Raw genomic sequence first — 24,477 nt, forward strand, 5'->3', positions numbered from 1 at the left:
TTCCGCCGCGACGCCATGAAGAAACCTGTCGCCGTCGCAGGCATCGACCCCAACGACATGCGGCCACAGCCTTCTCTCTAAGCTGTTACCCGCAGAGACGAAAAAACGAAGGCGGGTGAAATCCCGCCTTCGTGCTTTGTAGCGTCTTATACCAATCTGAACGCAAGATGCGTCAGTTACCATCCTGCCGGAAGGTACCATCATGACCGACAGAAAATTCGCCGTCGCTGCCTTCAGTGACGAACCCAAGCGCGAGGTCCGCCGCACTCTTGACGCCGAGCGCGTCGTCTCGGGCGATCCGCAGCATCACACCCGTTTCTTTTTTGAGAGCGAAGACGGTGCCCTGGTCTCCGGTACCTGGACCAGCACACCCGGCAAGTGGCACGCCTTCACCGACCGTGACGAATTCTGCTACATCATTGCCGGCCACTGCCGCCTGATCGACGATGAAGGCTTCGCCCGAGAATTCAAATCAGGCGACGCCTTCCTGATCCCGAACGGTTTCCGGGGTTTCTGGGACGTCATCGAAACCACCACCAAGCATTTTGTAATCCGTTCGCACGAAGCGTAATGCGCGGCGTAGTTTGGGAACCGGGTATCGTCACTCTACCAACCTTAGTGTGGGGTGACGATCTTCCGGGGTAAAGCTGATGCAGGCGATTCTTGCTCCGATTGGCTTGGGGCGCCTGCGCATTTCGTTAAGGACCAAACGCCCTTTTTCATCATTGCAATTTTCAACAATTGCGAGACGTTCAGCGTCTAAAATAATCTCGGCCCTGCATGCCACTCCAACCGCAAACCGCCTCGCTATTGGGTTCTGATGTCGGATGAGCTGCTTCAGAGTTTCCGTGTCGACTCTTTCCGAGGAGCGAAACACTTCCGCGATTTCTTCGAATACCGTTCCAGGTGCCAGTTTCGCGGCAGCCCGGGCGCCGTAAGCCAGGCGCGTGTCATCCCGGTTCCGTGCAATGGAGAGTATTGCCGCACGGTGGACAAAGGGGTCAGGGTCGCCCAGCGCCAGGAGTAATCTTCCCAGCGCCTCTTCATGTCTTACGTTAGCGCAAGCTCCCAAACCAAAAATTACATCTGACCGGATTTGTACTGATTCGTCGTTAAGCAGCACCGTCAGTTCATCAATACAAGGCTGAAGCATATTTCCAATCTGGTTAGCGATATATGCGCCTGCCGCGACGGCTGGTTTGTAATTCGAGCAAAGCAGTTTGGACAAATTTTTGACTGGGTAGCCTCTGTAAAACGCGCCAATGAGTTCGAACGCGTCAACGTCCTCGCCTGCGAGGATCGCTTCAATCATATTTTCGGGGGACATGGTATTTCGATGCCAAATGCATCGTTAGATTTTGGATGTCACGAAGCATATTGTGGTTGCGGTCAGATATCGAGCGAAATTACAGAAAAGTCTCTAAAATCGAGTCCTGACGTCGGCTCGATGGCGATGATTGCTCACATTTCTGAAACCAGCTGACGGTGGTTAAAAGCTGTATGGTTTGATCTCTCTTGTCTCGTTTGAGGGCAGTCCGTTATCCGTCCCAGCGCCCGATCGCATCGGCGATCAGTTTGACGCCCTGTTCGATCCGGTCCTTCGGGATCACGGAATAGGAGATACGTGCGAAATTGCGCGGCGGTGTCTTCGACGCGAAGAAACGCGCGCCCGGCTCGATCAGGACGCTGTCGTTCTTTAACTCGTCCGCCAGTGCGACGCTGTCGATCCCCTCCGGCAATTCCAGCCAGACACTCGCACCACCGATGGTATCCTTGTTGACGACCTTCAGGCTTGCGGCTTCCAATGCCTTTTCCAGGATGAGCCAGCGGGCCTTGAACTCGCTGCGTTGTCGAGTGGCGTGGGCGTTGTAGTGGCCGAGCGCCAGGAAATAGGCGGTGGCGCGCTGTGTGATGCCCGGCGGATGGCGGGTCACCAGCGTGCGCAGACCGCGCGCTTCTGTGATCAGGGTTTCCGCTGCCGCGATATAGCCGAGGCGCAGTCCGGGAAAAAGGGTTTTGGAAAAACTGCCCAGATAGATCACCCGGTCCTGGCGGTCGATCGATTTCAAGGCGGGCAGGGGCGGTTTCAGGTAGTTCATCTCGTAGTCGTAGTCGTCCTCGACCACGATGAAGTCGCATTCTTCGGCCAACTCCAGCAACCGGCGGCGGCGCGATCTCGACATGTTGACGCCGGTCGGCGCGTGATGGCTCGGGGTGATGAAGACCACCTGTACACCCTCGGGAATCGCCTCCACGCACATGCCTTCCCGGTCGACGGGAACCGGCGCAACCTTGACCCCTGAGAGGCGCAGTATCTCGCGCAGCTCCGGATAGCCGGGTTCTTCGATTGCGGCGAATGCCTGAGCGCGGTGCGACATCAGCAGGTGGGCCACAATCCAGAGTGCATTCTGTGCGCCGAGGGTGACCAGGATTTCTTCCGGCCGGGCGGCGACACCACGGCCGGGCAGGCTGCGCATGACGATCTGCTTGACCAGCATGGGGTCGTCAGCGTCCCGGAAGTCCCCCGCCGCGGCATCGAAATCGCGCTTGCCGAGCGCCCGGCGCGCGCAGTCTCGCCAGGCGTCGTGCGGGAACAGGCTCTGATCTGCCTGGCCATAAACGAAAGCGTAGCGGTAGGCGCGCCAGTTGGCCGGCTTGACCTGCTCTGCGACCTCTGCATAGACCTGCGGCAGGTGTTGTGCCCAATCGACCTTGGCGGTCTCTTCCCGTTGGCTGTCGTCCGCCACCAGCCGCAGGCTTGGCGGGGTCTCCGAGATGAGATAACCACTGCGCGGCGCCGAGACGAGATAGCCGTCGGCAACAAGCTCCTGATAGGCGGCGGAGACCGTGATCCGCGCGATCTTGAGATGCTGTGCCAGCGCCCGGGTCGAGGGCAGTTTGTCCCCCGGCGCAAAGCGACCGGACCAGATTGCCCCGGAGATGGTTTCCCGCAGGCGCATCTGCAGGCTGATGGCGCTGTTCTCACTGAGGAAGATATGGCTGACGCTGATGTTCATGGCGAGAGAATAGCCGCCGCGCGAGGGTGGTGAAAGCCTTTGGCAGTGCGGACCCCGAACGGAGTTTCTTTGATGGCGAGGTGGAGACCTTGCTGTAAAAAAGCCTGCCTGAGAAAGTTGGGATATGAGCAGAAAGAATAAGAACGATCGCCGCATCGAGGTGGCATATGGCCACCTGCCAGAATCATCACAAAGCATCGTCATTGAGTTGGCGCGCGTATTCGCGTCTCGGCAGCATGACCTCTGGTCGGGCGAGACCTATCACGCGTCATCGCTGCGGTTCGAAGAACTGGCAAAGCTGCGCGGGAAGAATCTCGACGCGCTGAGCAATGGAGAACTCGATCGCCTCATGTTCTGTGTCATGACGACGATCGGGTCGCAGCAGACAATGAAGTTTCTGTTGCCGCGTTTCTTTGCCGCTTACTTTTCTAAACCCGCTTACGGTTGGATTGCAGAACCCTGGGTTATCGTCGACCGGCTTGTTCGTGCTGACTTCGACGCCTGGCCGGAGGGGGAGCGTCAAACGGTTCTGGAGGCAATCGTGTTAGCCGCACAGATGGAGATCGATCGCGACGAAGACCACAACTTCGTTTCGGAGGACAATCGCGCTGCCCGTGACTGGGCAAAGTCGCGATTAAACGAACTGGCATAATTGTTGCGATACTTGCCGATCAGTTTAAGGCACGAGTGTTAACGCGCTTTCGCCGCCGTTCCGTAAGCGAAGATCTCGACACCCTGGGAAATTCTTGCGGTTTCGAAGCGGGTGTTGACGATGATCGAAAAACCCTCGGCGGCGGCTTTTTCCTTCATGCGGAGAACGGCTTCCCGGCGCCCGCGCTCCAGCAGGTTCTCATAGCTCTTGATCCGGCCGCCGATAATGTTTCTAAACCAGGCGAGCAATGCCTTGAAACGGTCTTCCGCGACGACCGTGCCGCCGCTGACAAGTGTCACTTCTACGGCATCGAATCCCTCGGGCAGCGATTTGCCCGCAAAAACCATGAGCGCCTGAAACTGCTCTTCTCGCTGCTGAATCGATTTATAGTGCCGCCGTTCATTGAAGGTTCCGATGATCAGGCCGGCGGCAAGCAAGGCCATTGGAATGACGAAGTAAAGAACGGCACCCACGTCAGGCCTCCTCGCGCTCTACAAGCACTGCGGTGCCATAGGCGAGAATCTCGGCGGCGCCGGCGGTGATGGTCGAGGTGGAGAAGCGGACGTTCAAGACGGCATTCGCGCCGGTCTCCTTGGCTTGGGTCATCATGCGCCGCAAAGCTTCGTTCCGGGCTTCTTCAAGCAGTTCGGTGTAACCCTTGAGCTCCCCACCGATAATATTTTTCAGGCTGGCAAAGATGTCGCGGCCGATGTGCTTGGACTGTACGGTACTGCCCTGCACAAGGCCTTTGTGCTCTACAATGCGCCAGCCCGGTGCATGGTCGATGTTTGTCAGCATTAGTTGACCCCTAAGTTAAACCGGCTATTTCCGGTAGAAAAAGCCAACATTCTTTACAGGAGGCGAATCCCTGAGCAAAGCTGTTTGAGGTGTTGAACGCCAGAAAGACTCGGGCCGGCTGGGTTTGAGTTTCGCTGACAAGATTCCTTAAACGATGGCATTGCCGGGGTGGCTGAAGCCTTTATGAAAAACCTGCGGGAATATGCCTCCTGGCTCAAGCTAACATTCCTGTTGGTTTGCGGTGTACCAGTTGTGATCGGCTATTTTTGGCCGCGAGAGTCGGATCAGACAGCCGGTGACTTTGCCGCGCGTTTGCGGACCATGATCGTTGAAAAGCGTGTTGACGCCTTTCAGGCTCTGCCTTGTCAACCTGCGGGCTGCATTGACGAGCAGGTTGTCGAGCAGGTTTTTGGGTCCGATGGCCGGGAAGGCTTCGTGCGACGCTTTCTTATGCGTCCAGACATTACGGTGAGAGTTTACGAGCCCTTTTCACTCGAACAGCTTATGGACGGCAGCGATTATCTTTTTCTGTATTTTGATCCGATCGTGGCCCGCTTTGGCGAGCGCGGCTATCTGTCAGAGCGGGACCGGAGGACGCTCTGGCGGAAAAGCTACATTGAAACGCGAATCTCGCTTGATCGCGGAGAATGGCGTTTCCACGGGTCACCCTTTTTGTCGCGGCCGAGGATCGCGCCTGAAACGGAAGGGAGTTTGCTGCAGAGGGGGTGCGCATCAACAGCCTGCCTGGCGGCGCGATGAGCGAAAAGATGAAGCTGCTCCGCCGCATCAAACTTGCTTTTACGCTGTTGGTCGGTTTGACGGTTTTGGCGGGATACTTCTGGCCCCGAGAAGTGACCGCGGGTGATTTCGCCGCGGAACTGCTCGGAATTGTTACGGAAGGGCGTATCGGTGAATTCCGCGCCTTACCTTGTGTGCCCAGTGATTGCATCCATGAAGAGACTGTTCAGAGGATCTTCGGCCAAACCGGCGAAACGGAATCCGTTAAAACCTTCCTCACGAGGCCCGGCATCAAGGCGAAAACTTACGGACCGTTTCAGTTCGACGAACGTGGGAGCGAAGGCAATTTCATCGTTGTTTACTACGCCCCGCGCTGGTGACGCTCGACTCGGACGGGTACCTGAGCGAAGAGGATCGCGAGGCGTTCTGGTGGACGGGTTATGTCGAGACCAGGGCTGCGCGAAAGGAAGGGGAATGGGGTTTTTATCGCACGCCATTTTATGACGGAGCCCACCTGCCTTTTGTCGAAGACTATGGTTAGTCCGGGGTTAGCTGCATGGAGTGGACCGGCTGTCTTTCCGGATCTTCCTTGCATTGGATTTTCGGCTTACCCGGCATGCTGATCCTGGTCGCAACAGTGAGGGTCATAACAGGGAAAGCCATGACCATATGCCTGACGAAGCGGAACAAGTTTGTCGGCTTTCAACATGAGAACGGCATCGAACCTGTTCACGCGCGATACCGCAACTTCATGCAAAAGGCCATTGGCCGGCTACCAACAGCAGAAGCCTCCATCCACAAGCAGGTCGACTCCGGTGCAAAATGAGGATGCGTCGCTGGCGAGGAAGATCGCCGGGCCGACCATCTCATTGACTGAGGCCATGCGGCCCATCGGCGTTTGAGTTTCAAATTCCTTGGTCTGGTGAATCATTTCAGGGCGCGTGTTCATCGGCGTTGCGGTGTAGCCCGGACTGATCGAGTTGACCCGGACACCACGGCTGACCCATTCCATCGCCATTGACTTTGACATATGGATCACCCCCGCCTTGGACGCGTTATAATGAACCTGGTCAAGACCCTTGTTGACGATGATCCCGGACATGGAGGCGATGTTGATGATCGATCCCTTACCGTGGCGAAGCATCGCGTTTGCCTGAGCCTGGCAAGACAGGAAGATGCCCTTCATGTTGATGTCCATGAGGGACTGATACTGTTCTTCCTCCATCTCCTCGGCTGGGTTCGCGTTCGCAATGCCGGCCGCATTGACGGAGATAGCCAGCGGACCAAGGTCGCTTTCTGTTTTCGCGACCGCGTCCGTCAGCGCCGTCTTCGAGGTAACGTCGGCAGCTATGGATATCGCCTTACGTCCAGCCCCTTCGATCAACCCGACCGTATCGTTCAGCCCGCCGTCCGTTCGCCGGTCAAGACACGCTATGTCGGCACCGCATTGGGCGAGTCCGAGGGCGATCCGCTGCCCGATTCCGCTGCCTGCGCCGGTGACGAAGGCGACGCGCCCGCTCAGGTCAAACATCTCGGGGGCGTTGAGGGCGATCTCGGTCATATTGTCTTGTCCTTCAAAATCACGCCGTTGCGAGCTCCATTACGGACACCTCGTTTGCTTCGCTTTTGTGGAGGATCCCGGCTTGTTTTCCCTGTGCCATAACGAGGATGCGGTTCGAGACGCCGAGGATCTCCTCAAGGTCGGAACTGACGACGATGACACTCCGACCATCCTCGGCAAGCTCCTTAATGATGTCATAAATTGAAGACCGCGCGCCCACGTCGATCCCGCGCGTGGGCTCGTCCATCACGACGACTTTTGGATTTTGAGCAAGCCATTTGGCCAGAACGACTTTCTGCTGATTTCCACCAGACATTTCGCTGGCATTCTGGTGGCCCTGGCCTTTGACGCCAAAGCGCCCAATGGCAAGCTTGGCGAATTTGTTGAGCAGCCGCCCGATGACGAAGCCATTGCGCGTCACGGCGTCCTTATTGCAGTAGCCGATATTCTCAGTGATCGAATGCTCGAGGACCAAACCCTGATCCTTCCGGTCCTCAGGCACCAGCGCGATGCCGTGCCGGATCGCCTCCCAGGGATGGCGCGGCGTGATATCGCTGCCGTTCATCGTGACGCGACCCGACGCAATGGGATCAACACCCGTGATTGCCCGGACAAGCTCTGTCCGGCCGGCGCCTACAAGCCCCGCGATCCCGAAGATTTCACCCTTCTTAACGTCAAAGCTGACATCTCGGAAGTCTCCGCGAGGCGATGACAGTTTCTCGACAGCGAGCGTTACTTCGTCATGTGGCGCAGGCATTTCCGGGAACATTCGTTCGAGGCTGCGGCCAACCATGCTTTCCACGATGGTTCTGACCGGCACGTCGCCTTTCTCAAACTCCTGCACCTTTTCGCCGTCGCGCAGGACCACGATCCGGTCTGCGATGCGGCGGATCTCTTCTAGCCGATGAGAGATGTAAATGATGCCCACGCCTTCGGCTTTGAGTTTTTCAACCTGCTTGAACAGAAGCTCGACCTCGGCACCGCCGAGCGATGCGGTGGGCTCGTCGAGGATAAGAAGCTTTGCGTTCAGCGCCAGTGCTTTGGCGATCTCGATAAGCTGCTGATTGGCGGTCGACAGGCCTTCGACTCTTCGCGTGGCCGGGATGTTAAGGCCAAGCCGCTCGAGTTGCTCCGTGGCATCGGCGACCATTTTCCGTCGATCGACCCGTCCGAACTTCACCGGATAGCGGCCAACATAGACATTCTCGGCAATCGACAGATGGGGCAGGAGTCTCAGCTCCTGGTGGATCAGTCCCAATCCGTGATCGATGGCTTCCCGCGGGCTGGTGGGCGCGTAGGGCGTGCCCTGCCACGTCATCTTGCCGCTGGTCGGGTCGGTCGATCCGGCAATGATGCCGGAAAGCGTGGACTTTCCGGCACCGTTTTCTCCCAGCAGCGCCACAACTTCTCCCGCATATACATCCAAATCAATACCGTGAAGGACCTCGGTCGGCCCATAGGACTTACGGATTCCGCGAAGGGACAGAATTGGCGTCGTTGCGTCAGTCGTCATAGCGCTGCGGTTCACTCCATCCGTTCTTAAGGATGCTTGGCTACGAACTTGGGCGAATTCGCGCAGGTCGTAAGCACGGCGTCCGGGATCTGACGTTCCGGGACCTTTTTTCCAGCCGCGACGGCAATCGCGGAGTCGACAGCCAGGACACCCATACGCTGCGTGCTCTGCGTTGCGGTCACCCAGAACGGGCCTTTGCATTCCGAGAGATACTCCAGGGCCGCGACGTCTCCGTCATATCCGCCGATAATGACCTCGCCCGATATGCCTGCAACCTCGACTGCTTTGGCAGCGCCCATGGCGAGACCATCTGCCTGACCGAAAATCAGGGTGATCTCCGGATGGGCCTGAAGCATATTCTGTGCAATCGAGAAACCTTCGTCGGGCGACCACTGCTGGCTCCACTGCTGGGCGACAAGTTCAACGCCGGGATTTTCGTCGATGGCGCGCTTGCATCCCTTGAAGCGGTCGACTTCGGGCGTGGTTCCTTTTTGACCGTGGATGATGGCCATTTTGCCCTCACCACCCTTCAACCTGATAATGTGATCACAGACCGCGTAGGCTGATTCGACGCTCTCTCCTGCGATGAAGGTATCGCCCGGCGCTCCCTCAGGCGTGCGGTCGACATTGATGACTGGAATGCCTTCCGCCCGTGCGAGCCGCGTTGGAACTGCCGCAGCGGCGGCACCGGCCGGGATATAGATGAACGCGTCAATTCCCTGGGTCATGAGGTCCTGCACCTGACTGACCTGAGTGGCCGTGTCGTTCTTGGCATCGACGACGATGACTTCGATCCCCTTGCTGCCGGCGTAACCCTCGACTCCCAGTTTAATCTGATTAAAGAAGTCGGCCTGCAGGTTAGGGACCGCAAGACCAATTTTCTTAACGTCTTCGGCCAGTGCCGGTCCTGTCGTTGCGGCCAATACGGCTGTGGCGAGCAGAGCTTTCAATGTCGTTTTCATAAATTTCTCCTCCTTGCTATATTTGGTCCGACTTATTGCTAAGGACCTTCGAAAGCCCGACCACTTCGGACCATCGCTGTTGGAGTGCGATCTGTTCGCGCTCCGGGTTTCATTTACTTCTGTGTTTGAGCGTCTCCGCCGCAACGGCCAGTACGATGACCGTGCCGATAATCACTTGCTGCAGAAAGGGCGATACGCCGAGCAGGTTGAGGCCGTTGCGGAGCACCCCAATGATCAGTACGCCGATAATCGTGCCGCCGACGCCTCCGGTGCCGCCGGATAAACTGGTGCCGCCGATCACCACCGCCGCAATGGCATCGAGCTCATAGGCGACCCCGGAGCTCGGCTGAACCGAGTCCAAACGTGCCGCCAGCAGAATCCCGGCCAGACCGGCAAGGAGGCTGCACATCATGTAGACCATGACGGTGGTGCGCTTCACGTTGATGCCGGCCAAGCGGGCGACTTCGGGATTGCCCCCGATGGCGTACAGCGTTCGTCCACTGTGCCGGTAGCGCTGGTAAAGCAGCGCGAGCAGGAAAACGATCAACATGACCGCGACGGTCATGGTCAGGTAGCCGCCGTAGCGGATGATTGCCGCCAGATTAAACCAGGGTGGAAAGCCGATAATCTGTGAGCCGTTCGTAATCATGTTCGCCAGGCCGCGCGCGATTGACATCATGGCGAGCGTCGCGATGAACGCCGGCACATTGAACTGCGTAACTAAGACTCCGGCGATCACGCCGTTCATGGCTGCTGCGGCCAATGCGAGTGGTATGGCCACCGACATTGGCAGGCCTGCTTCGACGTTCAGGTAACCGAGGACCATCATCGAAAGGGCCATAACTGACCCTACGGCAAGATCAATTCCGCCGATCAGAATGACGAACGTCATACCGACGGCCATGATCCCGAGTACGGTTATCTGATCCAGAACGTTCAGGAAATTCCGGATCGAGAAAAACGAATCAGTCGCGAACGTGAGGAAAAGGCACAGCAGAAGCAGTCCGATGAGCGGACCTGTAGCGCCCCTCAGCGAAAACATTTCAACAAGGGGCCGTTTCTGCGTCCCCTTGTCCGTCATTGCCGACATTCATTCCTCCCTGCGTATATTTATTCACGCTTGATGAAAAATACGATAGAGGAAAATTAAGGCTTTCGTCAAGAATTTGTATTCTTGACACTTTGTACATACGCATGAATACTTATTAAAGAATATATATTCAGGAACAGGCAAAATGGCCTCGAATCTGGAACAAATCGCCAACTGGATAAGGCGACGCGATCTACAATCCGTCTACGAAGCCGGGGCCGGGCATGTCGGCGGTGAGATGTCCGTCATTGATATTCTCACCGCACTGTACTTCCGGATTTTGTCCGTAAATCCCGAACAGCCACAAGACCCGGATCGCGACCGGCTCGTGCTGAGTAAGGGGCACACTGCAAACGCTTTGTACGTGGTTCTTGCCAAGAGGGGATTTATCCCCCAGGACGAAATCTCGACATTCCTTAAGCCTATGAGCCGTCTCAACGGTCATCCGAATCGTACGAAGGTTCCTGGGATCGAAACGAATACCGGCCCGCTTGGCCACGGTCTTCCCGTGGCGGTTGGAATGGCGAAAGCCGCGAAACTCGACAAGGCCGCGTGGCGTACTTTCGTCATTACCGGAGACGGTGAGATGCAGGAAGGATCGAACTGGGAGGCCATCATGGCAGCAGCGCAATTCGGTCTCGATAACCTGACGCTCATCATCGACCACAACCGCCTGCAACAAGGCGCGCGCCTTTTGGATACCAACAACCTCGCACCCTTTGCTCCAAAGCTCGAAGCTTTCGGTTGGGCGGTAGAGGAGATTGACGGTCACGACATGGATGCAATCTGTGCGGCCCTCTCATCCGAAACCGTTGTGAAGGGCAAGCCGAAATGCGTTGTCGCCCACACAAACAAGGGGCAGGGGATTTCATTCATGTCCGACAATGTGGCCTGGCATCACAAGGTGCCGGACAGTGTGCAGTATGAGCAGGCGATGAAGGAACTCGAAGGGACCGCGTCATGAATGCGCCCGCCGCAAATGTTGCGCTCCATGATTGCCGGGACGCCTTTGTGGCCACGCTTGAACGGCTAGGGGAAGAAGACCGTAACGTGGTCGTCGTCTGCAACGACTCTGTTGGGTCGTCAAAGGTTTCCGGTTTCCAGGATCGCTGGCCGGAGCGGCTGATCAATGTCGGAATCGCGGAACAAAACATGGTCGGGGTGGGCGCCGGACTGGCCAATGGAGGCAAGATCCCATTTGTTTGCGCCGCATCCTGTTTCCTGACCGGGCGGGCTTTGGAGCAGATCAAGGCGGACGTGGCCTATTCCGACACCAACGTAAAGCTGGTGGGTATCAGTTCAGGCATGGCCTACGGCGAGCTTGGAGCGACCCATCACTCCATAGAGGATTTTGCCTGGATAAGGGCGCTTCCGAATGTTCCCGTAATTGCGCCGGCAGACAGAGTGGAAACAGCGGCAGCTGTTGCCTGGGCCAAATCCTATGACGGGCCCTGCTTCCTTCGCCTCAGCCGCGTCGGAGTGCCCGACCTGTTGCCGGAAGACCATGTATTCGCGTTGGGCAAGGCCGACCGGATTTGCGACGGAGGGGATGTGACCCTGATTGCCAACGGCACACTCACTCATCGCGCCATGACGGCGGCGGCTCTACTGAAAAAACGCGGTTTATCTGCGCGGGTGCTGAACATGGCGACAGTCCGGCCCATAGACGGTGATGCGATCGTCGAAGCGGCGCGCGAAACCGGTGCGATACTGACCTGTGAAGAACATACCGTTTTCGGCGGGCTTGGCAGCGCCGTAGCGGAGGTTGTGGTCGATGAATTTCCGGTGCCGATGAAGCGGCTCGGCGTGCCGGGTGTCTTTGCGCCGACCGGATCAGCTAACTTCCTGCTCGACGAATTTGGCATGTCGCCGGAGGGAATTGCCGAAAGTGCCGAGGCGCTGGTCAAGCGCAAGCGGCACAGCGATTAGGGACGAGACGATGACCAGTGCAATCCTCGCAATTGATCAGGGAACGACCAACAGCAAGGCAATCCTGATTTCCGAAACCGGTGACGTCATTGCACGTGGTTCCGCAGCCGTCGACATTGCCCACCCCCGGTCCGGTTGGGTCGAGCAGGACGCGAATGAAATCTGGTCCAGCCAGCTTTCGGCGATCCTTGACTGCCTATCGGCCGCGCCCGGAACCTCTGTCGAAGCGATCGGAATTTCAAACCAACGCGAATCCGTGCTGGCCTGGGACCGGAAAACCGGCGAGCCGATTGGTCCCGTGATTTCCTGGCAGTGCCGGCGGACCGCCGATGCTTGTGGCCGCATTGCGAACGCCGGCCATGGGCCTCTGGTTTTGGACCGCACGGGCCTGCCGCTCGATCCGATGTTCCCGGCGACAAAGCTCGCCTGGTTGATCGAGAACTGCGCGCGCGGCAGGGGGCCGGAAGAGATTTGCCTTGGTACCGTAGATGCCTGGCTTGTGTGGAACCTTTCAGGCGGGACGGTGCATGCGACCGATGCCTCGAACGCCTCGCGCACGCAACTCCTCAACATAGAGCATCAAAGTTGGGACGAGACGCTCCTTGAGCTTTTTGGCGTGGATGCCGGTTATCTGCCCGAAGTGCACGACAGCTCCGGACTTCGCGGCGTGACGTCCGGTGTGACGGGGCTGAGCGATGGTGTGCCCATTACGTCGGCCATTGGTGATTCCCACGCGGCTCTTTTTGGTCAAGGGGCCTTCGCAACGGGCGACAGCAAGGTAACTTTCGGCACCGGCTCGTCGATCATGACGGCGATAGGTGGTTTCGAGGCGCCGCCAGAGGGATTGACGACAACAATTGCCTGGGCGCTGTCCGGTCAACCAACCTACGCGTTCGAGGGGAACATCCTCGTCAGTGCGTCGATCTTTCCCTGGACCGCGGAACTTCTGGGTCTTGGGAGTGTCGACGCCTTGATGTCGCTCGCTGAAACCGTCCCTGACAGTTCAGGGGTTTCACTCGTTCCTGCCCATGTCGGTCTCGGCGCTCCACATTGGAGCACAGAGGCCCGCGGACTGATCTCAGGCTTTTCCTTTGGTTCCGGTCCGGCTCATGTCGCCCGTGCGGCGGCGGATAGCATGGCTCTGCAGGTCTACGATGTGTTTCAGGCCATGGGAGCGTCTGGCGGAGCAGGTATGCTTTTTGTCGATGGCGGGCCGACCAAGAATCCCTTCCTGATGCAGATTCTGGCGAACATCCTCCAACGCCCAATCGCAATTCGTGACGCCGCCGAGGCATCAGCGCTGGGGGCGGGCTATCTGGCCGGCCTGGCGGCTGGTTTCTGGCCGAGCCGTGAAGCGATCGCCGCGCTCATTCCAGATGCACATAGCGTCGAGCCCAATCCGGCCTGCGAAGCGCGGGATCGCACCCTTGCAGAATGGAAGAGTTCCGTTGAACGGGCTTTGATGTCATAAACGGCAACGATTTCAACGAGGATCCTGCCCTATGTCGCGACTGAACGAGCTCCGCCTAATCGCAAGAGTGGCGCAGATGTACCACCTTGAAGGCCGCCGCCAGTCTGATATTGCGCAGCATCTCCGTATTTCCCAGGCCACCGTCTCGCGCATGCTGAAAAAAGCCCAGCAGGAAGAGATCGTCCGGACAACAATCGTTGCGCCTCCGGGGACCTATACCGATCTCGAGTCAAAGCTAAGGGAGCGTTACGGTCTATCCGAAGCGATTGTGGTCGAATGCAGCGAAGACCGCGATGGTGCGATCATGGCACGGATTGGCGAGGCGGCTGCGCATTTCCTCGAAGCCACACTGCAGTCTGATGAGATCATTGGGGTATCGAGCTGGAGCGAGACCATCCTGAAAATGGTCCAGAACATTGACCCGGGGAAGGCGAGCAAGGCGAAGTATATTGTTCAAACGCTCGGCGGCATGGGCGATCCGGCTGTCCAGACCCATGCCACGCAGCTTATCACCCGTCTCGCGCGTCTTACCGGCGCCGAGCCGCGGCTGCTTGCGGCGCAGGGTGTCGCCCAGTCTCGCGAGGCCAAACTGGTGATGCTGAGCGACCCCTATGTCCGCGAGACCATGGATCTTTTCCCGAAAATTACCCTCGCGATCCTGGGGATCGGAGGAATCGAGCCGTCCTCGATGCTGGCACGAAGCGGCAACGTCTTCTCGTCGAATGAGCTCCGAGACGTGACGGATGCCGGGGGTGTGGGTGAGTTTAGTCTTTGCTTCTTCGACACCGAAGGGCGGACAGTGAAGACGCCGCTCAGTGACCGCGTGATCGGGGTTTCGCGTGAAGAACTCGGACAGGTAGAGAGGGTTGTCGCTCTGGCAGGCGGACAGTCCAAGGCAAACGCAATCAGGGGGGCGCTCTGCACCGGTGTGATCGATCTCCTGATCACGGACAAATTCACTGCTGCACGGTTAACCGGAGCCGAAAACTCTATTGTCGGAGAGGTCGAAGATGAAGCGGTTTAAGGAAAAGACAGTCGTCGTCACTGGCGGCAACAAAGGTATCGGTTTGGCCATCGCCCGCCGGTTCGGAAACGAGGGTGCCAGATTGGCGATCGCTTCGGTGGAGTCCAACGTCGTTGAGGCCGCAAGGAGTCTGGAAGACGAGGGAATTGCGGCACGCGGTGTCGTCTGTGACGTCACCGATAAAGAGGCCGTCAGGGCCCTCTACGACGAGGCCGAAGACGCCTTTGGCGGCGTAGACATATCCGTGCAGAATGCCGGCATCATCACCATCGCCAAGGTTGAGAACCTGACCGAGCAGGAGTGGGATTCGACGATGGACGTCAATACCAAGGGCGTCTTCCTCTGCTGTCAGGAGGCGATCGCGCGCATGCGCGCGTCCGGCAAGGGCGGTCGTCTCATCAACACGGCATCCGGACAGGCGCGGGACGGTTTCATCTATACCCCGCACTACGCGGCGTCGAAATTCGGAGTCATGGGTTTGACCCAGAGTCTCGCCAAGGAAGTCGCCCTTGAGGGCATCACGGTGAACGCGATCTGTCCTGGAATCATCCAAACAGATATGTGGGACTACAACGACAAAGTCTGGGGCGAAATGCTGGGAGACTACGGTCCCGGCGAGCTTATGGCATCGTGGGTGGAAAACAATGTCCCAATGAAACGTCCAGGATCCGGTGCCGACGTTGCTGGCCTGGTTACCTTTCTAGCCAGCGCCGACGCGACATATATCACGGGGCAGACGATCAACGTGGATGGCGGTCTGATTATGTCTTGATGCCTTGCCGGGTAGTTGGGTTCACAGCTTGACGGGTCTACGCTAAGCCGTGCCGTCGCTTATACTATGCACTCGGCGTCCGCTGATCCGTTGCAGACGCACCGGCGCTTCGGTGAATCTCATTCCAGGTTGCCGCCGACAGGGAGATATCTTTGCCGGTCGCGGATCTGCCCTTTATCAAAGACTATGGTTAGTCTGTCGCGTGTCTATCTAAGCGGCTTATGATTTTAAGCAAAACCTTTGTAGCCAACAGCGGTTCTCCCCAACATGAACTATAAAAATAGTCTCAAAGAGATCTACGACGGCATCTGGTCCCGGGCCCGTGATAAGGCGTTGCGCAACGAAATGGCATCTGACTTGCCGCCGGACGTTGGCGAAACCAGATGGGGGTTAAGCTTTGTTCTAAGAGTTCCGTTTCTGAATTGTATTGAGGCGCTTAGCACTGATCTCATTGCCAGGGCCGGTCCCGGACATCTTTGTTACGATGCCGGCAATTTCCATATGACGCTGCGTTCGCTCGAAGGTTATCGGGGCGCCATTGCGCAGGATGACGACCATGCCCTGCTTTATGTCGAGCGAGTGATCGATCTCTTGCCGATGCTGCGAGGCTTGACCATCACACTTCGCGGGCTGACGTGCGGAAATTCATCGGCTTTGGTGCAAGGTTGGCCGGACGGCGATCTTCAGCCATTTCGTCTGGCTCTATTCCATGCACTCGAAGATGTTGAGATAGCAATTCCCAGCGGCGAAGTTTCTCCCGAGCGCGTGCGGAACACGACACATGCGTCGCTGTTGCTGATGAACGGAAAGCTCTCAGATCCCGCGGGCTTTGCCCGTATCATCGACGACAATCGCGCCACGAATTTTGGATCCTTTACGCCAGACGCGGTGGAACTGGTCTGCTATCGCCGGACTGCGCAAAGTATTGGTGTCGAGCCTATCGCTTCGATTCCCATTGGTTAGAAGCCGGCCACTCCCGCAGCCCTGCAAGGCCAAAGCGTAGCCAAGATTCAGTCCCCACTGGAACCTTGTCTAGTTTTGCGACAGGATCACAAAGCACAACCCAGCCGATAAAAGTGCGATCGCGACCGTTCGAGATTTATACGACTAGAATATCGCAGGAGATGCGACATGAAACGACGCAAGTTTCTGAAGAGTGCTGCCGCGGGCGCAGCTGCAACAACAGCCGCCGCGGCGTCCGCCACCAGTCTGGTGGCACCCGTCATAGCCAAAGAGCAGATCGAATGGCGCATGGTCACGCCGTGGCCGAAGAACGCGCCGGGTGTCGGCGTCAATGCCCAGCGGCTCGCCGATCGCATCACTGCCATGAGCGGTGGACGACTAACGGTGACGCTATACGCAGGCGGCGAACTGGTGCCGCCCTTCGGCGTTTTCGATGCGGTGCGCGATGGTGCTGCGGAAATGGGACATGCCACGCCCTATTACTGGCAGGACAAAAGTAAGGCGCTGCATTATTTTACCGGACTGCCGCTCGGTCTGACAGCCTGGGAAAGGGCCGGTTGGCTTTACTACGGTGGTGGGCAGGAACTCTGGGACGAGGTCTACGCGGAGTTTGGATTAAAGGCTTTCTTCGCAGGCAGCAGCGGTGTGCAGGCCGGCGGCTGGTTCCGCAAGGAGATCACGGGCCTTGCCGACCTGCAGGGTTTGAAAATGCGTATATCCGGCCTGGGCGGTGAAGCGCTGGCGCATCTCGGTGTCATGCCAGTCCGAACGCCACCGGGTAAGATCTTCGCCGCTATGGAGAGCGGCGAAGTCGATGCTGCCGAATGGATCGGGCCCTGGAACGACCTGGCCTTTGGTCTGCACAAGATCGCCAAGAACTATTACTTGCCGGCGTTCCACGAGGGCGGTCCCGCCCTCGAAGCGCTGGTCAACAAGGACCTCTACGCGTCACTGCCAAGCGACCTGCAGGTCATCGTTGCTGCGGCCTGTTCAGCGGCGGCCAACGAGACTTTCGCCGACTTCACATATCACAACAGCGTCTCGTTGGATCCCCTGGTGGAGGAACACGGCGTGATCCTACGCGAATGGCCGGACGAGGTGGTGATCGCACTGGGCAAGGCAACCAATGACGTCATTGAAGATTTAGCCGCGACTGACGCCATGACCAAGAAGGTCCACGCTTCCTACAGTTCCTACCTGCAGGACGCGCGCAAGTGGAGCGCAGTTGGCGACCAGCGCTTCCTGGCCATGCGCGAGAAAGCTTCAGATTGACCCTGCTTTTCAAGCCCGACTTCCTGCAGATCAATGGACCAGTGCAATCGTCATCAGCTTCGACTTCGTGCAGAGTGAGTACGTTCCCGGGCTCGCCGCATCCTCTGCGGTGGGTTTCGCGACGAGAGGGCGGTTCAGATTTGCGCGTGTCTCGGTTAGAAGCGTTCCGACTCTAAATTCAATCCGAGCCTCTCGACGATACCCTGGATCTCATTCCAGGTTGCCGCCGGCAGGGAGATATCCTTGCCGGCATTTCTGGCACGTTGATCGCGTTCGCGCTCGCCCGGCACTTCGACCCGGTCGAAACCGGGCGCGGGTGGGCAGTCGCGCAGCTCGGACAGGACTTCCTCGGCGGCGTTCTGCAGGGCGCCGCTTTCCCGGTAGCGGCTGCAGTCGAGGGCGATCATCAGCCAGTTGCATTCGGTTGTGGTGGGGCCGAGCATGGCTTCAGCGATCATTTCGGCGACGACGGCGAGGGCGTAGCCCTTTGCGCCGCCTGCGGTCAGGATGGCGCCGCCCCGAAAATAGTCTTCCGGATCGCAGGTTGGATGACCGTCCTTGTCGATCAGCACGCCTTCGGGCAGAGATGTTCCGGCAATGCGCGCACCGTAAACCCATCCCGCGGCGGCGGCCGAAGTGGCGAAATCCAGAATGACCGGCCCCCGCGCACCACCTGGAATCCCCATACAGTAGGGATTGGTGGGTAGCAGGGCCTTCGCCCCGCCGTAAGGTGCGACGAGCCGCCAGTTCTTGCGCCCGCCGCCGCCGATGATGATGGCAAGGCAGCCATTCTCCGCCGCCGCTTCGGCAAAAGCACCGAGCCGCCCGGTGTGTCCCACGTTGCGCAACGCCACGGCCGCAAGACCGTTCGCCTTTGCCTCAGCCGTCACATGCGCAGTTGCGAGCTGCATGGCGGGAATACCGATCGCACCATGGCCATCAACCTCCCAGGCACCCTGAGAGTTTTTCAACAACTCAGGCCGCGTATCGGCTTGCAAATAGCCGTTGTCGTAATAGCCGGCATATTGAATGATCCGCCAGGTGCCGTGAGATTCGACGCCCGAGTCATCGGCCTCGATCAGATGCGCCGTTACGGCCTCTGCGATGTCGGTCGGGCAGCCCTTTGCCATCAGCACCCCGCGAACGCAGTTCTCGATCGTATCACGGGGAATGGATTGGCGGACGAGATCCGCCTCATATTTACTCGCAGGCTGCATCACTGATTCGGACCCTGTTTGCCATTGCGGCATTCCGGGCGAGGGTATCGTCTGTGGCGGTGTCTCTCCAAGCAATTCTCGGTGCGAGGCTTTTTTCCAAGCCGCCCGAGTGATTGCCGCGAGGGTACCTGTAAAAATTTTGACGGGTGTCTTATTGCTGCTTTTCGTCTTCGGAAGCTTCCGATAGCTCAGGAGTCCACCCAGTGGTGGTTTTGAAGGCGACAGAAATGAAGGTTGTGACAAACATCAAAAAAAGAAAACGCAAAAAAGTCTCAATAACTGAAACTTCAAGAAATTCGAATTCGAGTACATAATCCATGTCGTATATAAATAAATTATATAACGAACAAAGCAGTATCAGTGGCGAGGTGGTTAGGTAATAGCTGGTCAGGCGTGAAAGGAACTGTCCGTGGCGGTCGTGACTGTTTTCTCTGTGAGTATATTTTGATCCCGTCGCATCGGCGGGAAGAAAGAAACCGCGCCAGGCGAGACCGGGTCCGATAAAGATAGCAAATAAGGGGATGTAGTCGGGAAAGGAGAATGACATCCTTCCGCGAAGCCATGATGAAGAGCCATCATCGCCTTCTTCACCTGCAGGCAGGACATCAAGAGGCGAAGTTCCCGGCTGATAGTCCAGCATCAACAAAAAAAGATAAAGCATGCAAAGACAGGCCCAGGAAAGTGCCCACAAAACCGCTGAAGGGATGACAACGCCCGAGAGCCAAGCTGTGAAATATTTCAAATGAACTCTGGTGAGGAATTTCGGCAGGGACCCGATGCCGGCATCCAGATCGTACAGAACGATGCAGTGCCAGTTGACGGCAAAAGTGATGTAGATGAGCGCGTAGGCTACAATCGACAGATGCGATATAACATCGGCGTATTCGGTGTAATAGATTCCGGTCGAATCCTGCTGAATGAGCCAGTGCACGAATTCAAGCAGCAGGTACAGCAGCGCGAAGCCACCTGGTAGAAGCAGCGCTGCGGGAATGAAGCGCACGCGGTCAAATACGATCAGGTAAGTGTCGATTGCGGTCTTCACAATAGGCAGCCGGGGCCGGTACTTCCGTTGTGTGGGTACCGCGGACTCCGTCACTCTTGCCAAGCCTTACAGCAGAGCAATCTGGCGGTCTCCCAAGTAACTAAACTTGGCAAGCTGCAATGCTCAAATCTGGCCGCCGTTACCATTGCCTGCATTTTTAACCGTCTGCTTGACGATGCCAAATCCAATCTGCGATCGGTAGCTCCGAAGTCTTCTGTTTCGAACTGAATATGAGTGACCGCCGGTAGGATTTGTTATGCAGTCAAGCTATCAAGGATTGACGTCGAATAAAAGCCGTGTCTGCCACTCCACACACGACTGCGCCATCTTAGTTCTCTGCCGTTGGCGGCCCGTATTCTTCAAAAGCCCTGTGAAGCAGATCCATAATGAGAAGCGCCTTAACTTCACGTGCTGTCAGGATATCCAGGTTTCTGCCCGACCCGAGAATAGCGTTCAGGCACTAAGTCGAGAGATCCTGTGTTTTGCATTCCGTCCCAATGACTTTGCCAGCGGTCCCGTTTCCAGCCCGCAAAGTTGATTTCGCGTCCAAGCCTCCGACCTACAGAGAACGCCGCGGCGAAGGGAGTGCTGACACCCTGCCAGGTGGCTCAACCTAGGCTTCAATACCCGGTCTGCAGAGACACTCGGGGCAAGGAATTTGAAGTGATCGATAACAGCGTCACATCGTAAGGACACGACTCATGGAAACAGCTTATTTTTATCTCGCGCTGAGCGGGATGCTGACGGTTCTCCTTTGGACACCCTATATCCTCGCCCGGGTGTTCGTCTGGGGGCTGCCGACTTTTTTGAACAATTACCCTGCCGGTTTTCCGGTCGAGCAGCCTGCGCCACCGCTCTGGGCGGAGCGCGCAAAGCGGGCCCATCTCAATATGGTCGAAACAATGCCGGCATTCGTTGCCGCCGTGGTTGGCGTGGCCTTGTTGGGGAGTGAAGCGTCAGGACCCGTCGTCGGACAGTGGGCGCAGATTTTCTTCTTCGCACGCATTGTACATGCCGTGGTCTACACCCTGGGCATTCCTTACCTCCGCACCCCGACTTATCTGGTGTCCTGGGCTGCCGTGTTGATCATCGGGTTTCAGGCTATCGCCTGAAGCTTTTGATGAAGAGAAGGGCCGCGCCGTCATCCCCCTCTCGACGTGGCGGTCCTTCTCAAACGACACCTCTTGCAAACAACGCGCCGCCCGTCTGGGCTTTTTGCCTCACACGACTTTTTGCAGTTCGGCCATATGATCGGTGCGAATGCCGCAGCAGCCACCGATTACCTGTACACCGCGTTCAAGCCACCGCCTGGAATGCGCCGCGTAGTCCTCGGGCAGAATGGTATCGTCGAAGACCCACTTGTGGTTCACGGACTTTCCCGTATGCGCATAAACGCCGATCGGTCCAGGCCAGTGATCGGCCATCACGTCGAGACAGGCGTCGATATGTTTGACCTCGCTGTGCATGATGCTGACAAGGGGAACGTCGTTCGCCTTGAGTGCCGCCAGGGCATCGATCAGAGGTTCGCCGTTCCTCAGGCACATTGTCCCGGATTCGCCGGGTTCGCAGGTAAGACCGACCCAAACCGGCAAGCCACTGCTCCGGGCCGCTTCGAGCGTGACCAGCATGCGGTCGATGTCAATCATCATCTCGGTCATCAGGAGATCGGCGCCGGCCTTGCGCATGATGGCGGCTTGTTCCGTGATATCGCCGCGCAGTTGATCGAGCGGCGGATGCTTTCCGATCCAGGACCAGTAGGAAATTCCGCCGGCTACCAAAACCTCTTCGCGCTGCATCTCCTCTCGCGCTTCGACCGCCAGCTCGACCCCGCGCCGGTTCAGCAATTCGAAGTGCTCTTCGACACCGCCGTCCTGTAAGGCATGCCGATGGGTCGCAAAGGTGTTGGAAATGACGATCTCGGCACCAAGGCGAATGTAGTCCTTGTGGATGTCCTTCACGATGCCGGGATGGCTTAGCGCGCCGCCGCCGTTCCAGGCGTTGTCGAGTTGCGGGACACCGCGCCGTTCGACCTCGGTGCCGGTGGCGCCGTCGATGAGGACGCGTCCGCCGTTGCTGAGCCGTTGCATAATCTGATCGTAACGCGACATGGCGGTTCCCTCTCTGCTTTGCTGGAAAGACAGGTCAACAAATCTAGGTATAGCGCTTACTGGAAACTGTCTATCTTCACAGAGCGCATCCAATATCTGGTTGTTTCCGTTACGGCCATTCCCCGGTCAGATCCTTGATCCAGGCGCGGGCGGATTTGAGGTGAAGGATATCGCGGTCCTGGCGGTGAAACAGCATCCACAAGGGTTGTTCCAGAATTGTATCGCCGATAGGCGTTAATCCCGGATCGGCATCCGCAATGAACCTGGGCAGCAGGGCGCGCGCGACGCCGGATGCGGCAATTTTCTGAATGGTTTCAAATTGATGAGCCTGGTAGCGCAAACCAGACGGGCCGGCGAGTTCAAGCATCGTCTCGCTCCCGCTGCTGCGTGAATAGCGCTCGATAAGGCCGGCCCAGGGCAGGCTTTCCGGATCACGTCCGGGGGCGCAATAGATCCCATACTCAAGGCTTCCGATCTGTTCCGCCTCGATCCGTGCCGTGTCAAATTTGGTCACGCCTGGGCCGTCGTCAATGCGTATAGCGATGTCGGCCTCCCGCCGTGCAAGAAACGCCTTACTGGCCGTGGCGATCAGTTCGACCTTGATCCGAAGGTTTTTGGTCAGCCTGTCCATCGATGGCGCGAGCAGATTGGTGACAACGAACGGGGGTGCCGTGATCCGAAGCTCACGCCACACTGCGCCGAGTTCGTCCACCGCCGACTGCTGTTCCGCGCCCCGAAGCGCCTCCGCCGCCGTTTCAATGTGCGTCAACAGCTCCTCGCAGCGGCTGGTCGGATGCAGCCGTTCGTTCTCACGCACGAAAAGTTCGTAACCGACCTCCCGCTCCAGCTGCTTCAGGCGCCGGCCCACCGTTGTTGAATCGATACGCAAGGCCTTTGCGGCCGTGGCGTAGGTTCCGTGACGAAAAACCGCCAGGAGCGTGTGCCATTGATCCCATGCGATCATATCCATCTCACCTTTTATCGATTGATGCAGATCGGGCTGCAAGGTCTGAATTGCTCACCTTTTTATAGGCTGCGTCAACGCAGCTCGTTGGCTTAATTTTGCACATCGACGTGCAGTGGCGCAAGTGACAGCATGTGGAGGATTTGCAAGGAAGGATGGAAAGGCTGCAGACCGTTTCATCCAATACAAGGAGGATAAAATGACCCGGATCTTGGCGAAAACCAATTGGGCAGGGTGGCTGATGGCCAGTTTTGCCACTGTCATGCTGTTGCTGCCGGTTACGCTGAAGGCAGCGGACAAACCGACCGCCGCCGAGTTAACAGAAGCCGTGAGCGATCATACCTATCAGGGCAGCATGAGTGCCGCGAATTCAGGATTTGCCGAATACTACGCGCCCGACGGTGCGATCCGCGCCGACGGCTATACCGGAAAATGGCGGGTGGAGGACGGTCTCATGTGCTTTCAATACGGCGACAAGCCCGAGAGATGTTTCGGCGTCGAACTCCACGGTCCTTCGATGACCATGTTCAAGGACGGAGAGATCGACGGTAATGGCATGCTGATCCCCGGGAACCCCAGCAAGTTTTGACGCCCGGATGCGGCGGTGGGTTCGCTTCACGGCTGTCTTGCTCAAGACCGCCGCCCGGTCACTTGATTACATCACGCCATATGCTCATCGTCCCAAGGGGCAGCCGCCCGTGCGATGCGGAATGCGTCGGCCTCGCGGGAAAGGTCCATACGGATCATCACCTGATCGGCGGCGGGCCGGCGGACCCTGTGCCGGCCGTCGAGAGTTGCGGCAAGGCGTCCGGTTTGTTCCAGCTTCCGGACACGGGCGCGCGGCAACCTCAGTTCCCTGGCGAGCAGGCGGTCCGTACGCAGGGTGATGGGAACAGGCACCGAAAGAGCAATCTCCAGGCCAGCCCAGGGTGATGTCGGTGTCCTAAATTCGGGCAAACCAAGGTGGGTCTCCAGATCTGCCGACGTATGACCGGCCGAAAGGATTTTCTTATCCACCAAGACATCAGAATCCACTTCAACCCGTGCAGCGAAGCGGAGCAGGTCCGCCAGATCGAAAGCCAGCGTCTCAGCCAGCGCGCTATCGTTGGATTGCAACGCGCTTAGGAACGATGGGTCGAGTGTTTGAATATGCCGGCGTTCGATCAGCGGCCGTTTCCAACTGGTCTCACAGGCAATGCAACGGTAGAGCAGCCAGGCATCCAGCCGCTTGCCGCTGGCATTGATCCGGAATTTGCCGCTGCTTTGAAAGGCTTCGGGCTTGCCGCAGCCGCTGCAGGGCAGCCACGGCCGGGGCGCGGTAATGGGTTTCACGGTCCAGCGGACGGAGAGTAGGGAGGACATCTCGTTTCGGTCTTCCTGTTGG

At 57.8% G+C, this 24,477-nt stretch carries 26 protein-coding genes; 13 read left to right on the top strand and 13 right to left on the bottom strand.

Annotation, left to right across the window (positions count from 1 at the left end; translation table 11 throughout):
- The first annotated feature begins 202 nt into the window (after positions 1-202).
- Positions 203-571 carry a cupin domain-containing protein gene (locus tag QMZ18_RS35490; protein ID WP_282611187.1) on the top strand — a complete coding sequence of 123 codons (369 nt, stop codon included), beginning with the start codon at positions 203-205 and terminating at the stop codon, positions 569-571.
- Between the two features lie 30 nt (positions 572-601).
- Here QMZ18_RS35490 and QMZ18_RS35495 read toward each other — a convergent pair whose 3' ends face one another.
- Together QMZ18_RS35495 and QMZ18_RS35500 are read right to left on the bottom strand one after the other, a co-directional pair.
- Positions 602-1,327, bottom strand: coding sequence for a HEAT repeat domain-containing protein (locus tag QMZ18_RS35495; RefSeq protein WP_282611188.1), 726 nt, complete (start codon positions 1,325-1,327; stop codon positions 602-604).
- A gap of 211 nt (positions 1,328-1,538) precedes the next feature.
- On the bottom strand, positions 1,539-3,017 hold the full coding sequence (locus QMZ18_RS35500; RefSeq protein ID WP_282611189.1) for a PLP-dependent aminotransferase family protein: 1,479 nt from the start codon (positions 3,015-3,017) through the stop codon (positions 1,539-1,541).
- 124 nt (positions 3,018-3,141) lie between these two features.
- Between QMZ18_RS35500 and QMZ18_RS35505 the strand changes: the two genes are divergently transcribed.
- The gene (locus QMZ18_RS35505) at positions 3,142-3,669 is read left to right on the top strand and encodes a hypothetical protein (RefSeq protein ID WP_282611190.1); all 528 of its coding nucleotides are present in this window, start codon (positions 3,142-3,144) and stop codon (positions 3,667-3,669) included.
- 38 nt (positions 3,670-3,707) lie between these two features.
- Here the strand turns inward: QMZ18_RS35505 and QMZ18_RS35510 are convergent, their stop codons facing one another.
- Both QMZ18_RS35510 and QMZ18_RS35515 read right to left on the bottom strand, forming a co-directional pair.
- A complete protein-coding gene (locus QMZ18_RS35510) occupies positions 3,708-4,142 on the bottom strand; it encodes a YbjQ family protein (RefSeq protein ID WP_282611191.1) in 435 nt (144 codons plus the stop codon).
- A 1-nt stretch (position 4,143) separates the two neighbouring features.
- Positions 4,144-4,467, bottom strand: coding sequence for a YbjQ family protein (locus QMZ18_RS35515; RefSeq protein WP_282611192.1), 324 nt, complete (start codon positions 4,465-4,467; stop codon positions 4,144-4,146).
- 168 nt (positions 4,468-4,635) lie between these two features.
- Here QMZ18_RS35515 and QMZ18_RS35520 point away from each other — a divergent pair, with 168 nt between their 5' ends.
- Together QMZ18_RS35520 and QMZ18_RS35525 are read left to right on the top strand one after the other, a co-directional pair.
- Positions 4,636-5,226 (top strand): hypothetical protein, encoded by a 591-nt coding sequence (locus QMZ18_RS35520; RefSeq protein ID WP_282611193.1) that lies wholly within the window; start codon positions 4,636-4,638, stop codon positions 5,224-5,226.
- Positions 5,223-5,585, top strand: a complete 363-nt coding sequence (locus tag QMZ18_RS35525) for a hypothetical protein (RefSeq protein WP_282611194.1) — start codon at positions 5,223-5,225, stop codon at positions 5,583-5,585. The genes QMZ18_RS35520 and QMZ18_RS35525 overlap by 4 nt, the downstream gene beginning before the upstream one ends.
- Positions 5,586-5,977: 392 nt before the next feature.
- Here the strand turns inward: QMZ18_RS35525 and QMZ18_RS35530 are convergent, their stop codons facing one another.
- The 4 genes from QMZ18_RS35530 to QMZ18_RS35545 all read right to left on the bottom strand — a co-directional run bounded on the left by QMZ18_RS35530 (position 5,978) and on the right by QMZ18_RS35545 (position 10,331).
- Positions 5,978-6,766: an SDR family oxidoreductase gene (locus tag QMZ18_RS35530; RefSeq protein WP_282611195.1), complete on the bottom strand. Its 789-nt coding sequence runs from the start codon at positions 6,764-6,766 to the stop codon at positions 5,978-5,980.
- Between the two features lie 19 nt (positions 6,767-6,785).
- Positions 6,786-8,279, bottom strand: coding sequence for a sugar ABC transporter ATP-binding protein (locus tag QMZ18_RS35535; protein ID WP_282611196.1), 1,494 nt, complete (start codon positions 8,277-8,279; stop codon positions 6,786-6,788).
- A gap of 26 nt (positions 8,280-8,305) precedes the next feature.
- On the bottom strand, positions 8,306-9,241 hold the full coding sequence (locus tag QMZ18_RS35540) for a substrate-binding domain-containing protein (protein ID WP_282611197.1): 936 nt from the start codon (positions 9,239-9,241) through the stop codon (positions 8,306-8,308).
- 109 nt (positions 9,242-9,350) lie between these two features.
- Positions 9,351-10,331, bottom strand: coding sequence for an ABC transporter permease (locus QMZ18_RS35545; RefSeq protein ID WP_322097654.1), 981 nt, complete (start codon positions 10,329-10,331; stop codon positions 9,351-9,353).
- A gap of 145 nt (positions 10,332-10,476) precedes the next feature.
- Between QMZ18_RS35545 and QMZ18_RS35550 the strand changes: the two genes are divergently transcribed.
- The 7 genes from QMZ18_RS35550 (at position 10,477) to QMZ18_RS35580 (ending at position 17,762) form a co-directional block, all read left to right on the top strand.
- Positions 10,477-11,295, top strand: coding sequence for a transketolase (locus QMZ18_RS35550; RefSeq protein WP_282611198.1), 819 nt, complete (start codon positions 10,477-10,479; stop codon positions 11,293-11,295).
- Entirely contained in the window at positions 11,292-12,260 is a 969-nt protein-coding gene (locus QMZ18_RS35555; protein ID WP_282611199.1) for a transketolase family protein, read from the top strand. Before QMZ18_RS35550 ends, QMZ18_RS35555 begins: the two co-directional genes overlap by 4 nt.
- Before the next feature lie 10 nt (positions 12,261-12,270).
- On the top strand, positions 12,271-13,731 hold the full coding sequence (locus tag QMZ18_RS35560) for an FGGY family carbohydrate kinase (protein ID WP_282611200.1): 1,461 nt from the start codon (positions 12,271-12,273) through the stop codon (positions 13,729-13,731).
- Positions 13,732-13,762: 31 nt separating this feature from the next.
- Positions 13,763-14,755: a sugar-binding transcriptional regulator gene (locus QMZ18_RS35565; protein ID WP_282611201.1), complete on the top strand. Its 993-nt coding sequence runs from the start codon at positions 13,763-13,765 to the stop codon at positions 14,753-14,755.
- Positions 14,742-15,527 carry an SDR family NAD(P)-dependent oxidoreductase gene (locus QMZ18_RS35570; protein ID WP_282611202.1) on the top strand — a complete coding sequence of 262 codons (786 nt, stop codon included), beginning with the start codon at positions 14,742-14,744 and terminating at the stop codon, positions 15,525-15,527. The genes QMZ18_RS35565 and QMZ18_RS35570 overlap by 14 nt, the downstream gene beginning before the upstream one ends.
- Positions 15,528-15,794: 267 nt before the next feature.
- Positions 15,795-16,490, top strand: coding sequence for a hypothetical protein (locus tag QMZ18_RS35575; protein ID WP_282611203.1), 696 nt, complete (start codon positions 15,795-15,797; stop codon positions 16,488-16,490).
- 168 nt (positions 16,491-16,658) lie between these two features.
- Complete coding sequence (locus QMZ18_RS35580; RefSeq protein WP_282611204.1) at positions 16,659-17,762, top strand: TRAP transporter substrate-binding protein; 1,104 nt, start codon at positions 16,659-16,661, stop codon at positions 17,760-17,762.
- Between the two features lie 155 nt (positions 17,763-17,917).
- Here the strand turns inward: QMZ18_RS35580 and QMZ18_RS35585 are convergent, their stop codons facing one another.
- Positions 17,918-18,979, bottom strand: a complete 1,062-nt coding sequence (locus QMZ18_RS35585) for an Ldh family oxidoreductase (protein ID WP_282611205.1) — start codon at positions 18,977-18,979, stop codon at positions 17,918-17,920.
- A 151-nt stretch (positions 18,980-19,130) separates the two neighbouring features.
- Positions 19,131-20,021: a hypothetical protein gene (locus tag QMZ18_RS35590; protein WP_282611206.1), complete on the bottom strand. Its 891-nt coding sequence runs from the start codon at positions 20,019-20,021 to the stop codon at positions 19,131-19,133.
- 701 nt (positions 20,022-20,722) lie between these two features.
- Here QMZ18_RS35590 and QMZ18_RS35595 point away from each other — a divergent pair.
- Positions 20,723-21,133 carry an MAPEG family protein gene (locus tag QMZ18_RS35595; RefSeq protein WP_282611207.1) on the top strand — a complete coding sequence of 137 codons (411 nt, stop codon included), beginning with the start codon at positions 20,723-20,725 and terminating at the stop codon, positions 21,131-21,133.
- A gap of 108 nt (positions 21,134-21,241) precedes the next feature.
- On the opposite strand, the gene QMZ18_RS35600 is transcribed toward QMZ18_RS35595, so the two are convergent.
- Together QMZ18_RS35600 and QMZ18_RS35605 are read right to left on the bottom strand one after the other, a co-directional pair.
- Positions 21,242-22,129, bottom strand: coding sequence for a homocysteine S-methyltransferase family protein (locus QMZ18_RS35600; protein ID WP_282611208.1), 888 nt, complete (start codon positions 22,127-22,129; stop codon positions 21,242-21,244).
- Between the two features lie 109 nt (positions 22,130-22,238).
- Positions 22,239-23,093, bottom strand: a complete 855-nt coding sequence (locus QMZ18_RS35605; RefSeq protein ID WP_282611209.1) for a LysR family transcriptional regulator — start codon at positions 23,091-23,093, stop codon at positions 22,239-22,241.
- Positions 23,094-23,292: 199 nt separating this feature from the next.
- Here QMZ18_RS35605 and QMZ18_RS35610 point away from each other — a divergent pair, with 199 nt between their 5' ends.
- The gene (locus tag QMZ18_RS35610) at positions 23,293-23,682 is read left to right on the top strand and encodes a hypothetical protein (RefSeq protein ID WP_282611210.1); all 390 of its coding nucleotides are present in this window, start codon (positions 23,293-23,295) and stop codon (positions 23,680-23,682) included.
- Between the two features lie 71 nt (positions 23,683-23,753).
- On the opposite strand, the gene QMZ18_RS35615 is transcribed toward QMZ18_RS35610, so the two are convergent.
- Positions 23,754-24,455 (bottom strand): DUF1062 domain-containing protein, encoded by a 702-nt coding sequence (locus QMZ18_RS35615; protein WP_282611211.1) that lies wholly within the window; start codon positions 24,453-24,455, stop codon positions 23,754-23,756.
- Positions 24,456-24,477: the final 22 nt, after the last annotated feature.

Origin of the sequence: Pelagibius sp. Alg239-R121 (assembly GCF_947331435.1) — a bacterium.
GTDB lineage: Bacteria > Pseudomonadota > Alphaproteobacteria > Kiloniellales > Kiloniellaceae > Denitrobaculum.